Source organism: Microcoleus sp. w1-18aA5 (assembly GCF_036701705.1).
Classification (GTDB): Bacteria; Cyanobacteriota; Cyanobacteriia; order Cyanobacteriales; family Microcoleaceae; genus Microcoleus.
Genome location: NZ_JAUPTE010000021.1, coordinates 23,883 through 37,799, shown reverse-complemented (window position 1 = coordinate 37,799; position 13,917 = coordinate 23,883). Strand labels below are relative to the sequence as shown.

Sequence of the window (13,917 nt, the reverse complement as noted above, 5' to 3'; positions counted from 1 at the left end):
AAGTTGGATATAATACCAAATCCGGCTTAAATACCCCCTTTATTTCTTAGTCTGCTAAGGCAGACTTCGTTTGTCTAGTAGCGGTTTCAACCGCCGAATCATAAAGGGTATGGCAAACCCAGATTTGGTCTCCTTTTCATATTAATTGAAATTGACCTCTAAAATTTAAAAAGATTTTTTTTGTTCTTCAATTAACCAGTAAGTCAGCATTCTTCCTTTACCTTTAACCGGGATATGACCCCGTTCTTCCAAAACAAACTGCTCTTTCAAACGCTCATAAGTCGCAGCCGTCACTTGAATTTTACCCGGCAATCCGTTCGACTCCATCCGCGAAGCTACATTAACAGTATCCCCCCACAAATCATAGCTAAATTTACTAATCCCAATAATTCCAGCCACCACCGAACCGCTGTGAATTCCGAGCCTCAATTGAAAATTTTCTCCCATTTTGGCATTAAATCTCCTCAAAGCTGCCTGCATCTCCAAAGCTAAAAGTGCGATCGCCTCAGAGTGATCCTCCCGCGGCGTCGGCAAACCCCCAACCACCATGTAAGCATCCCCAATCGTCTTAATCTTTTCCAACCCGTGCAATTCAGACAACCTATCGAACTCCGAGAAAATCCCGTTCAAAATTTCTACCAACTGCGTCGGACTTTTGTGAGCCGAAAACTCTGTAAAACCCACCAAATCAGCAAACAAGACGCTCACATCATCAAAATGATCCGCTATCAACTTTTGCTCTTTTTGTAAGCGATCTGCAATAGGTTTCGGTAAAATATTGAGAAGCAATTTCTCGGTTTGTTCTTGCTGCACTTTCAGCGCTGCTTCAGCTTGTTTCCGCTGAATCAGTGAACCTAGCTGCGTAGCAACCGCACTCACTAATTCCAACAAGCGAGGCTGACATTTCAGAACTTTTTCGCGATAAAAAATCAAAATAGCTAACACTTGATTGTCCGCCAAAATTGGCACCCCAAAAGCCGCTTTCAATCCCACACTCACCGCAATTTCCGCTCGTAAAAAAACTTGTTCCGGTGCAGTAGAAACATCATCGATCCATTCAGAGTGCTGCGACTGCCAAATCCTACCTGGGAGTCCCACACCGGGAGCAAAAATCAACTGCCAACTTGTTTGTCGGAATTCGGCAAAACTGGAGTCGCTGACGTACCTGCCTGTCGCGCATTTTAAAAAGCCCTCACTGCAAGGAATCCAAGCTTCGCCCAGATTCCATTCAATAGTTTGGCAAATTAAACCTAAAATCACATCTATAGCCGACTCAAAATCCTCAGATTTGCTAATAGCTTGAGTTGCCTGCAGCAGCAATCTTGTTTCCATTTCCACCTGGTGGCGTTCAGCTATTTCCTGGTGCAACTGGATATTTTGAGCAGTCAATTTTTGATTTTTTTCTTGCAATTGCATTTGCAATGAACGCACAGTAAGTTGATTGCTCACTCGCGCCAAGACTTCTTTCACCTGAAAAGGTTTGGTGATATAATCGGCTCCGCCCACTTCAAAAGCTTGTGCTTTATTTATTCCTTCTTCTAGCGCGCTGAGAAAAATTATGGGAATTTCCCTAAATTGCGATTGTGCTTTTAATTTTTTACATAGTTCGTAGCCGTCAATATCAGGCATCATAATATCGAGCAGAATCAAATCGGGGGGGCTAGATTGAATTGCATCTAACGCCGAAAAACCATTAGTAACGGGTCGAACTTTATAGCCATTTTTTTGCAAAATTCTAATCAACAAACGCAGATTATCTGGCGTATCGTCAACTACTAAAATATCTGCTTGATAGTTTTCAGTTTGTTCCGCCTTGATCTGCATTATCTGATTCCTCCGCCTCGGCAATTAAATTGAGAATTTTCTGGTAATCAAAATTATCGAGATGACCCTGGAGGATTTCCGCTAATTCAGGATGAGGCTCCCTTATTTCGTCGATTGTCCTGACAATTAAGTCAAAATCAGCACTGCGGATTACCTGCTTTATGTTGTCTATCCATTGTGCCGGAAGTGTAGGTAAATAAGCAAGCGCAGCATTAGGGAGGGAGCCAGATAAATTATTTCGATCGCCTATTGAGATAAAGTCCGTTGAGTTAGAGTACAGATACTTAACCCCCAAATGTTTGGTCAGGGTATCAAATATATCTGTTTTGCGGAAAGGTTTGCTAATAAAATCGTCGCAGCCGACCAGTAAAGCAAACGCTTGCCTTCCTTCAATTGTACTAGCTGTCAAAGCAATAATCTTCGGAATCGGGGAGTCGAGATGGGAAATATTCATTTCCCCCTCTTGCTCTCTCTGCTTGATTCTCGCCTTAATTTGTTTAGTAGCTTCGTAGCCGTCCATCACTGGCATTCGCACATCCATCAAAATTAAATGCGGATGCCAATTTTCCCACATTTCTATTGCTTCCTGACCGTTGGTGGCTTGTTCCAGCGCGAAACCCAAAGGAGAAAGCATTTTGACTAAAAGTTGGCGGTTGTCTTCGCGATCGTCCACAATTAAAACCCGGTAGCACGGTTGATTGGGTTCCAACCCACTAACTTCGCGGTTAAGTTCCGGATCGGGAATCTCACCAACATCAACTGCACTGACTGGAATTTCAAATTTAAAAGTGGTGCCAAGTTCCAGTTGACTTTCTACGACAATTTCTCCTCCCATCAGGCGGACAAATTGACGGCTGATTTTCAATCCTAAACCCGTGCCTTTCTGAGTTTTTTGACCGGAAGCTGTTTGTACAAAAGCCTTAAAAATATTGCCCAATTCTTCGGGAGCAATGCCAAATCCTGTATCTTCAATTTCAAAGAGAAGGAAAAAACTAGGCACTGTTGAATCCTCAGCCTCATCGCTGCATTCAACCTTGGCAAAATCACTGCTAGTTCTCGAAAAATCCCGAATGCTTCTTGTAGTATCAAAGCAAGCTGTGGGACTATCCAATAAATCCAGAAATCCAGATTTATCTAACTTTATAACTCTTAAGATGATTTCGCCTGTTTGGGTAAACTTAATCGCATTACTCAGAAGATTAATCAGCACTTGCCGCAGTTTAATATCATCGGTTCGCACGTACTGAGGAACGTCAGCATCGCGCTGGAAACGCAACTGCAATTCTTCATTATGGACTCGCAGTTGAAACATATCTTGCAAATCGTCAAGCAAGCGGTAGAGGTCAAAGTTTTTCGGGTTGAGTGTCATCCGCCCCGCTTCGATTTTTGACAAGTCTAAGACTTCATTGATCAAGGTAAGCAAGTGTTCGCCACTACGGCGAATAATTCTCATATTTTCTCGGTTTTCTACAGTAAGATCCGGGCTGGGTTCCATGATTTGTGCAAAGCCGAGTATAGAATTGAGAGGGGTGCGTAACTCGTGGCTCATATTGGCAATAAACGTGCTTTTAGCTTTGTTTGCTGCTTCAGCAGCTAATGCGGCTTGTTGCAGTTGTTCTGTGCGTTCGTCAATTTGGGCTTCTAAGGTGTGGTGGTAATCTGCTAGTATTTTTTCGGCTTGTTTGCGATCGCTAATATCTTGAAAAGCTGCGATCGCATAAACAATATTTCCGGTAGCGTCAAAAATCGGCGTGGTATTGATCTCGATCGCAATTCTTTTGCCATCTTGACGGATTTCTACATCGTCAACCTTGACAGATTCTCCTTTCAGTGCACGCAAAATTGGCAGATTATCCGGCGGGTACAACTCATCAGTATTGGCAACATAAAGTTGATAAGTGGCAGCTAATTGTTCCGCAGTGCTTTCGGGGATAGTGTCTGCACCCAGCAAATCCCTCGCTGTCTGGTTGAAATAGGCGATCGAACCATCGGGATGATAAACAGATACCCCCACTGGTAAAGCTTCTAAAAATTGACTCAGGCGGCTTTCACTCGCAGACAGCGCCTCATTTACTAGCTTTAACTCCTCGTTTACTTCTTGGCGCTTATGAATTTCATCTGTTAACTTTTGATCTTGCAAATAACTGTGAACTGCTTCTACTACCGTTAATTTTAAGTCTTCATTTTGCCAAGGTTTAGGAATATAACGGTACAATTTAGCATACTTAATAGCATTACTCAGGGATTCCAAATCAGCTTGCCCCGTTAGCATAATGGTCAGCGTCTCCGGCGAGCTTTCGTGAATTCTTCTGAGCAGTTCATCCCCTTTAATATCCGGCATGATATAATCGGAAAGCACCAAAGCAATCTCGTATTCATCTGCCTGCAAATCTGCCAGCAACTCTAAAGCATCAGCCCCTCCTTCAGCGGTTTCAATTATACACCGATCGCCGATCGCCTTTTTCAATTCAATTTTTAAACTGTTCAAAACATCAGGTTCATCATCAATACAAACAATCACAGGTTTTTTCATAACTTAGCCAGGCCAGATTTTATAGTCTCTATTAAGTCTTTGCTTTGCCAGGGTTTGTACAAACAACAGTATAAATCTGCTTCTTCTACTGCCCGCTGAACAGCCGCTGCATCCGCTTGTCCAGTCAACATCACTTTAATAATTTTAGGATATTTTTGGTGAACTTTAATTAAAAGTTCGTCACCTTTAATTCCCGGCATCAGCCAATCAGAAACAACCACAATCACCTGAGCTTTTTCTTGAAAGTCCTCCAGTAAACCTAAAGCTTCATCACCACTTTCAGCTAATTCATAAAAGTAATCATTTTTAAATTCTTTTTTGAGCTGAATCTTGAGAGTATTCAAAATATCCGGTTCATCATCAACGCAAAGAATTATAGGCTTATTCATCTTTTCCTCTCTGCTTAAATTTTAGTAGGTTTACCCACATGAGTTGCTTTTACATTATGGATTTCCGCCAAGTATGCAGGATATCTGTCTCCTATCTTATTTTAATAGGACTTCCGAAGATAAACCCGGTTTCTTGTAATAAATCTTGTGTTTGTCAGCGAGACGGCGATGACTGCCACCGCGAATTAGCCCCCTGCAAGTAAGTTTTGTTTAATAAATTGGCAGCGATACTGTAAAAGTTGTCTGCCCCGGTACAGAATCTACAGCAATTGTGCCTTGGTGTTTTTCCACAATTTTTCTTACAATATCCAATCCCAAACCGCTACCTTCGCCTGCAGATTTAGTTGTAAAAAACGGCTGAAAAATTTTGGAAATAACTTCTGAGGGAATACCTTTGCCGTTATCAGTAAACTTGAGGAAAATAGTTGCCTCTTGCTGCCGAGTTTCAATAGTTAAAATACCTTTATAATCCATTGCTTGCAAGGCATTATGAACAAGATTCGTCCAAACTTGATTTAAGTCATCGGGATAGCACATAATGTCTGGTAAATCTCCATAATCTTTAACTACTTCTATACCGTGTTTCAGTTGATTTTGATAAAGAGTTAACACCGTTTCAATGCCATCGTGCAAGTTCGCCTGGACTTTTTCTGGTTGGCTATCAAAATGAGCGTAGGTTTTTAAGGCAAATACTACTTTCCCCGACTTCGCTGTCGCTCTTTGGATCAGGCTAATACTTTTTTTAAAGCTCGCAAACTGGTAAGCACTATTTAAAACTACTTCCCAATCCGGGGATTTAAAAAGTGGCAAGATATCTTCTATGTTTTCGTAGATTCCCATGTCTACTAAAGTATCCGCAATTTCCTCCGGGTTGTCAACATATTCTGCCATCAAATTCCCGGTCAACTGCTGCTTAAATTTCCGTTTCTCTCTGCTTGTAAATAAAACTTCTTGATGGGTTGCTCTGTACAGTAAAGCTAAAAAATAAGCTTTGCTTTCCTCCGAAAGTTGTTGATAAATTTCAGGAAATTTTTCTAAAAACTCTTCGGAAAAATTAGCTATATTATTAATAGAGGAACCTATAATGCCCAGGGGTGTATTGATTTCGTGGGCAATGCCGGCAATCAGTTGTCCCAGGGCTGCCATTTTTTCCGATTGAATCAAATGCTCTTGAGTGGCTTGCAGTTGGTGCAGTGCCGTTGCTAAATCTTGATTTTTTTCTTGCAAAGTTTGTTGCAGTGAACAAATTTTTAAATGAGTTTCTATCCGGGCTAAAACTTCCTCAACCTGAAACGGTTTAGTAATAAAGTCAACTCCGCCAACTGCAAAAGCTTTAACTTTATCCAGCACGTCATTGATCGCACTAATAAAAATAACAGGAATGTCTTTAGTTATTTCAGAAGCTTTGAGTTGCTGGCAAACTTGATAGCCGTCCATTTCCGGCATCATAATATCCAGCAGCACTAGATCCGGGGGTATTTTTTGAGATGCAGACAATGCTAGTTTGCCATTGGGAACCGGGCGAACTTGATAGCCTTTTTCGCTCAAAATTCCTGCCAGCAACCGCAGGTTTTCTGGCGTATCATCCACTACTAAAATATTAGCTCGATTGGTTTTAGGTGAAGTTGAAGTCATCGGGTATTTACTGTTTCTCACTGAGATCGATTATGTTCAAAACTCTGTCATATTCAAAATTATTAATGCAATCTTGAAGCTTGCCCGCAAGAGAGAGATTGACAGTGCCGATTTGTGCGATCGAAGTTGCGATCGCCTCCATGTCCACACTCAAAATATTTTGCTTGAATTGGGCTATCCAGTCTGGAGAAAGAGAGGCGAAAGCCTCCGGTGTCAGCACCTCTTGACTTGACTCCTCTACACCTGTGGCACTTACTGCGGTTGGATCTTCATAAATATAGCGTACTCCTAAATGTTTTCCCATTGCCACAAAAATGTCCTCCTCTCGGAATGGTTTCCGCATAAAATCATCGCAACCCGCCGAAAGAATCACCGCCCGTTCTTCCTCCAAAACGCTAGCAGTTAGGGCTACAATCGCCGTTGCTTGCCCGCCAGTTGTAGTTTTAATCTGTTTCGTTGCCTCATAGCCATCCATCACAGGCATTCTCATGTCCATCCAAATCAGATGCGGTTCCCACTCCATAAAAATATCAACCGCTTCTTTACCGTTATTCGCTTCTCTCAACTCAAATCCGAGTGGACTCAGAAGTTTTACTAAGAGTTGGCGGTTCAAAGGTTTGTCGTCCACAATTAGCAAGCGATAACTCGGCTGATTCGGTTCGAGGGCAACCACTCGACGTTGAGTTTTTTTGCTTTCAATATCAGCAGCTTCAACCAGATGAACTTGGATATCAAACTGAAATACTGCACCCTTTCCGATCTCGCTGCTAACAGTAATTTCACCTCCCATTAATTGCACGAACTGGCGGCTAATAGCTAAACCTAAACCCGTTCCTTCCTGAGAATCTTTACCTGTTTTCGTCTGCACGAATGCTTCAAACAACTGATGGATTTCCTCAGCAGCAATGCCTGCACCAGTATCTTGAACTTCAAAATGCAGCCAGTAGCGGCCGGGTAATTGGTCAGTGCTTTTTTTATGTATATTCCGCTTTCCCCCTTTGACTTGCACCGACACTCCCCCTTCTGAAGTAAATTTAATTGCATTATTTAGCAAATTAATTAAGACTTGCCGCAATTTAACTTCATCAGTACAAATGTAATGGGGAACTTCGGCGTCTCTGTCGAAGATTAACTGCAAACCTTTTTGCTCAGCTTTGAGAGCAAACATATCTTCTAAATCGTCGATTAGTTGGTACAAATCGAAGTTTTTCTCATTAATCGTCGTGCGTCCGGCTTCGATTTTTGACAAGTCTAAAACTTGGTTAATTAAAGCCAGTAAATGTTCACCACTCCGCAGGATAATTCCAACATCTTCTTGATTTTCTTGAGACAACGTTTTACTGCGAAGCATGACTTGAGCAAAGCCGATAACCGCGTTCAGGGGCGATCGCAATTCGTGGCTCATATTGGCGAGAAACGTACTCTTCGCTTTGTTTGCTGCTTCGGCAGCTTCTTTCGCCTGCTGCAGTTTGATTTCCGCTTGTTTGTTATCAGTAATGTCTTTAATAAAACCTTCGTAGTAAAGTAGATTTCCTGCTTCATCGCAGACAGCTCGACAATTTTCCGAAATCCAGATTATGCTGCCATCTTTGCGGTAGATTTCCGATTCAAAGTTTGATAGTATCCCGTACTCGTTCATCAGCGCTGCAAATTCGTCGCGGCGGTTCGGTTTCACGTAAAGCTGGTTATAGAAATTCGGCTGTGCTGCTATTAATTCCGCAGGCGAGTCGTAACCGTAGATGTTAGCTAAAGCGGGGTTAGCGCTGATATATTTCCCGTCAATAGCAGTTTGAAAAATTCCATTCAAAGCATTTTCATAAATGTTACGGTACTTTTCTTCTGCTTCCCGGAGGGCAGTTTCTGCTTTTTGGCGCTCGGTAATATCGCTAGAAATCGACAAAAAACAAGCTTCTCCGTCAATATCGATGGTTTCTATCGACAGCAGTGCTGTTCTTTCTGTACCATTTTTATTGCGAAACCTCAGCTCATAATTGTGAAGAGCCGTCTTGTTTTTTAACATTTGAATCATGCGATCGCGCTCTCCCAAACTCGCCCAAAAATTGAGTTCTACCGCTGTTTTGCCAATGATTTCTTCGTGACTGTACCCCATCATCCGACAAAAGCTCTCATTGGCTTCTATGTGGCGACCATCGCTGATTCTCGTCAGGGTAATCGCATTAGGACTTAAACGAAAAGCTTTAGAAAACTTTTCTTTTGCCTTGGCAAGATCGGCGGTACGTTCGGCCACTTGCACTGCTAAATTGTCGTTGTATTCCTTTAATACTTTCTCCGCTAGTTTGCGTTCCGTAATATCTTGAAAAGCACACATTCCATAGATAATATTTCCTTGGGCGTCGTAAATAGGAGTTCCCGAAATTTGCAGGGGGATAGTTTTGTCCGTCGAGGAGATTTCAATGTCATCAACAGTGACACTTTTGCCCTGCAAAGCATTTAACATTGGGTCGCGTTCCGCCGGATAAATTTCCTGAGTGCCAGCTAAATAAGCTCCGTAGGATTGGCGCCAATTTTCGGAATTTGTTGCCACAATTCCTTGACCTAAAAGCTGCTCTCCTATAGGATTAATGTAGTGAGGTTGACCGTTTGGCTCTGCAATAAAAATGCCTAGCGGTACTGCATTGAAAAATTGTTTGACTCGGTTTTCACTTTCCGAAAGAGAAGTAAATGAATGCTGCAATTGCTCGGCCATGCTGTTAAAAGAAGCGGCAAGTTCTCCGAGTTCGTCTTGGCGATTGAGAGTGAGCTTTGTCTCCCATTCATTCCGTGCCAAAGCTTTCGCCGCCGCATTCAATCTTAAAATCGGCCGCACCACCCATTTAGCAGTAAGAATCCCCAGAATTGTCGCCCCAATCAAAGCGGCAACCGACAGCAAAAAAGTCGTGCGCGTATTGGCGTTAATTTGTTCCATAAAGTCCGATTCTGGCACAACTACTACAATCAGCCAATCCAACCCTCGATCGTCTTTAAAAGGAGCTACCTGAATAAAATTTCGCTTGCCATCAACATCAAAAGTAAGTTGTTGAGAATTATTGATTTTAGCTAAGCTATCGTAGGATTTATCTAAATATTGTGCAGTTTGGCTAATTACCCGATTCTCGCTTTCTGAAGCTTTAATGCGCCTTGTTTCTTTACCTTCCACCACGAATTCTGGACTCGCCGTTGAAGTGGCAATTAACATCCCCGATCGCTCCATGACAAAAGTTTGTCCTGATTTTCCTATTTTTAGGCTAACCAGAAATTCTTTGATTCTGGAAAAGAGCAAATCGCTGCCAGCTACTCCTAACAATTTGCCAGCATCGTCGTAGATAGGCAAAGCAGCAGTAATTGCCAGTTCCCTGGTCAAAAAATCTGTATAAATTGGAGTCCAAATAGGTTTTTTTGCGGCAGCGGCAGCTAGGTACCAAGGACGAGTTCGCGGATTGTAAATATTGGGTGAAATTTGCACTAAGTGAACGCGATTTCCCTGAGAGTCGGCAGTATATCGAGCTAATTTATTGCCAGTAGAGCTGTCAGCAGCCGATATCAAAATCCCATCTTTAGTGCGAATTGCTCCAGAGTGTTCTCCATTTTCTTTGCCTGTGTAAATGATGCTGATAGAATCAAAATATTGAATTTGTTCGAGGAAATGATGTTCGAGTTTTGGCTTTTCTTCTAGGTTCAACTGCCCCAGTTTTATGCCTTGAACGTTCAGGTGATTGACAATGTGGGGAATTGACATATAATGTTCCATGCGGTCTTTGATACGATCGCTAATTTCTCCCCGCAACTGAGCGGCAACATCGTTGACTGCTCGCTGACCGTTTTGGAAAGATAGCCAACCTACAAGTCCTACCGTGCCGACAATTTGCACTAAAAAAGGAACCACAAGCACCGTTTGTAATGGAACTTTGCCGATAATTTTTGTAGCCAAACGATTGAGGGGTTTAGGAAACATATTCATCCTCAGAGGAATTGGGCATTGGGAATTGGGCATTGGTAATTGTTGGGAGTTTTGAGTGTAAATTATGTTCCCTTTGCCCTTCCTTTTCTCCTTATGCTGTAGTTTACTGACGACAGTACCGTCGATCAATTCATATCAAAATAGCGTATTTCTACTCAGAGTTTTTTCGTAACTACTGATACAGATCATTGGGCGCGATCGACCTAAGTCGAAATCATCTGATCTATTGCACCATTCTCAATTACTTATTTAGGAACAGGCTTTTCAGCCTGTTCGACAAGAGATGAATTTTATTGTGGAACAGGCAAGATCCCTGTTCCACAACAAGTACATTTTCTTGTGGCGTGGGCATCCTGCCCGCCCAGGGAAGGGTTATTGAGAATGGTGCAACATCTCAGTTTGAACAAACAGTAGCTAACAAGCACACACCCCAAAAATCTGTATTTATCTGCGATTCAACTCCATCCTTTCGCCGTAGCGTAAAAGCATATCCAAACTCTCCAAACGATTTTGCCAAGTTTGCACTTGATAGCTATTTTCCGCAGAATGCAAGCGCATCGAAGATTGAAATTGAGATTGAAAACTCCTTAACAATCTTTTAGTAGTTGCTAAACTTTCGGTAGAAGGATTTGCCGCCAACTTGCTCAAAGATTGCGCCAATTCATCCGCTCGACTTTGCAAAACTTTCAGTTCAGATTCGGACACCCGCAACTGATTGTTAGCCAATAAAAAACTCCATTCCTGCTTGAGAGCAGTATACCGCGAAGCCGCCGCCGCAAACGGCTGTCGGTAAGGAATCGGCTCCGCAGCAGAAGTGGAACGCACTGGGGTGCCTTGAGTGCGGTTAAAAAAGCCCTGCATCCCGCTGCTGATACTTTCCACCGCAAAAATAGCATAGCCCCCTGTCGGCAAATCGCGCAAAGCTTGGATTTGGTCGATCGCCACAACTTCCGGGAGAGTCAACAGCTTAACCGACGGAGAAATCAAAGCCGAACCTAGCATTTGTTCCTTTACCAGCGGTTCGGTGATACGCTGAAGTCGGTTCGTATCCAAAGCATAAGTCATCGGCACAATCAAATCTACAATGCCCTGACGAGCCCAAACTTCCCAATTTTGCTGAATTTTGTAAATCCGCTGACTTTCCGGGTGCGGAAACACTGCCACCGACAGAATTGTGCGCGGATAATTCTGCCGCAAAAGCTGAGAAACTTCAGCTACAAAACTATTAATTTGATTAGTTTTAAACTCAACCCACTGCCGCCACAAACTGCCATTCCTGGGGGAAATATTCACGGGATCAGCACCAGTCAACTGCCTAAATTGCTGCCTCGCAGCAATACCATAACCGTAAGTAAAATTTGCATTGTCATCTTGAAAAGGATAGCGAATATAGTCTAATTGCACCCCATCTACTTTGTAGTTATTGGCAATTTCGTTGACTATTTGTAGCAAATAATTCCGCGCTTCCGGGTTGGCAGGATCGAGATAAAATTTACCATCGTTAGGATTTTGCGTGCGTCCTTTATTGTCAATATTTGCCCACTGTGGATGGGCGGAAAGTACCGGGCCTGGATAAGAGCTAGGCTGGCCAATTAAAGTATTGTGGCGCTTATTTCCTGTGGCAAAAACCCAAACCCAAGCGTGCAGTTCCATGCCTCGATCGTGAGCTAATTTAACCGCAGATGCCAGCGGGTCCCAGCCAACAGTCAGGGGATTTTGTTGCGGTGCAACTTGACTGGGATAAATGGTATATCCGGCATTTAAAGTTTCAAAGAAAACGGTATTGATCCCGGCGGCGGCGAGCCGATCGAACACTGCAGCCAAACCCTGTTCCGATCGCGCTGCGACGATCGTCCCGCGATCGAGCCAAACCGCCCGAATTTCCGCCCCAACCCGCTGTCCTTCCTTCGGGTAATTTTCCCACAGCAACTGCCGCGCTTCCACCCACTGCGATCTCGCCTCCGCGTAGTTTTGCTGTTGCAGGAGTTGGTCAAAAGTTTGCAAAACCTGTCGCGCTTGGGCGATCGCCCGCACCCTGATCGCTTGCAGAACAGGGGGGCGGCTGGTTGTGGGGCCGCCTCCGCCCTGTTCTGCAGCCACCAGTTGAGGGGAGGTAGCAGCATTGAGATTGATGGCGGTATTGGCTGAATTAGATGCTGTCAGGGCGCTTTCAAACCGGCCGAGGAGGTTAGTGAGTTCTTGGCGCATCAAGTACGCTTCAATGCTGACGATCGGCTTATTGGAATTTGGCTGCACGTCCAAACCCGCCGACGCCGACTGATCCGAAGGGTCTGTAAAAGTTGCAGGTACTGGATCGGAAAGCGAGCCAGAGGGAGAAAGTCGGCTCAGCGGGGTAGTACGTGGCAAACTAGGGCTGTTTCTAGTGACTCTGGAGGGGGGAGTTGGCAGTGGGGTCGCGGCCGCAGTGGGCGGCGCTACAGGCCCAGAAGCGATTGTGCCTCCCCAGCGGGCGATCGAGGCTTGCAGCCAAGCCTTATCTACATTTGCCGAACCGTCGCTACCCCAGCGCCAGCCGAGATAGGTAGCGCGATCGGTGGCGATGGCTGCGGAGGAACCGGAACTATCTTTCCAAGTAGCAATAGTTTGACTGTTCGCATCAGCCGGAATTAAGACACCGCCTTGGACTGAGGCATTTTGTTGGACAGCGGGTATCCAATTGCTAGAAGCGGTGCAGGCGAGATCCCGACAGCGGCTGCGTGGTTGTGGCGTCGCTGGCTGGGTTAACGGAAAAGCCCAATAGGCCCCAAGGAGCGATCGCAAAGATTGGCGCACCAAGGCCGGGGAACTGCGGCCGACGGGGCCCGAAGCAATCAAGCGGCCACCCTGGGAGGCCCAAGCTTCTAAAACTTTAATTTGTGCCGGAGTCAAAGTTTCAATGTTGGGCAAAAACAGCACGTTAACGCCTGTTAAATCCGCCGTACTTTTGATTTCTTCGAGATTGATTGGTTTGTAAGCAATGCCGCTTTCCCAGAGGCGCGTGGTAATCTTTACCCAGTCGGGAGAATTCTCGGAACTGCGAACAACGCCCAGAACTACTTCTGCGAAACTCGGAGAGGGAAATAGGATGAAGAGATTGAGTAATGTACTCGCTATAGTTCCAATTAAGACTTTTTGCAAGAAAGTGAAAAAGCGAATTTTTTGAGCCTGGGAGCAGGCATCAGGCATTTGATCGGGCTTTTTGATTTGTTGCATCATAAAATAAGAGAATTACCCAGCGCACCGTTTCGGAAAATTTCAATAACAATTAAGATCGATCGATCCGCACCATACAATTTTCTATCCTGCCCTGCAACCTGAATCAGGAAAAAGTGCGATCGATCGATTTTAGATTTTAGATTTTAGATTTTGGATTTTAGATTTTGGATCTATTCCTCATGACAGTTGACAGTTGACAGCTTACTGTTGACTGTTGACGGTTGACTGTTGACTGTAAGCTGTCCGGCATCTAAATTGTATTTTGGGTTTTTCAATCCAAATGCACGCAGATTTTAATCTAATATCGTTTGCGGTTGCATCGGTATTGTTCAAATGTCCAAATGTCCGAACTGTCAACTGTC

At 43.9% G+C, this 13,917-nt stretch carries 6 protein-coding genes; all 6 read right to left on the bottom strand.

The window, feature by feature from the left end:
- Positions 1–165 precede the first annotated feature (165 nt).
- The 6 genes from Q5691_RS10440 to Q5691_RS10415 all read right to left on the bottom strand — a co-directional run bounded on the left by Q5691_RS10440 (position 166) and on the right by Q5691_RS10415 (position 13,525).
- Positions 166–1,824 carry an adenylate/guanylate cyclase domain-containing protein gene (locus Q5691_RS10440; RefSeq protein ID WP_333307466.1) on the bottom strand — a complete coding sequence of 553 codons (1,659 nt, stop codon included), beginning with the start codon at positions 1,822–1,824 and terminating at the stop codon, positions 166–168.
- Positions 1,799–4,357, bottom strand: coding sequence for a response regulator (locus Q5691_RS10435; RefSeq protein WP_333344758.1), 2,559 nt, complete (start codon positions 4,355–4,357; stop codon positions 1,799–1,801). The genes Q5691_RS10440 and Q5691_RS10435 overlap by 26 nt, the downstream gene beginning before the upstream one ends.
- A complete protein-coding gene (locus tag Q5691_RS10430) occupies positions 4,354–4,746 on the bottom strand; it encodes a response regulator (protein WP_333209949.1) in 393 nt (130 codons plus the stop codon). The genes Q5691_RS10435 and Q5691_RS10430 overlap by 4 nt, the downstream gene beginning before the upstream one ends.
- A 210-nt stretch (positions 4,747–4,956) precedes the next feature.
- Entirely contained in the window at positions 4,957–6,381 is a 1,425-nt protein-coding gene (locus Q5691_RS10425; protein ID WP_333307472.1) for a response regulator, read from the bottom strand.
- A gap of 7 nt (positions 6,382–6,388) precedes the next feature.
- Entirely contained in the window at positions 6,389–10,333 is a 3,945-nt protein-coding gene (locus Q5691_RS10420) for a PAS domain S-box protein (RefSeq protein WP_445304749.1), read from the bottom strand.
- A 450-nt stretch (positions 10,334–10,783) separates the two neighbouring features.
- The gene (locus Q5691_RS10415; protein WP_333344756.1) at positions 10,784–13,525 is read right to left on the bottom strand and encodes a family 10 glycosylhydrolase; all 2,742 of its coding nucleotides are present in this window, start codon (positions 13,523–13,525) and stop codon (positions 10,784–10,786) included.
- Positions 13,526–13,917: the final 392 nt, after the last annotated feature.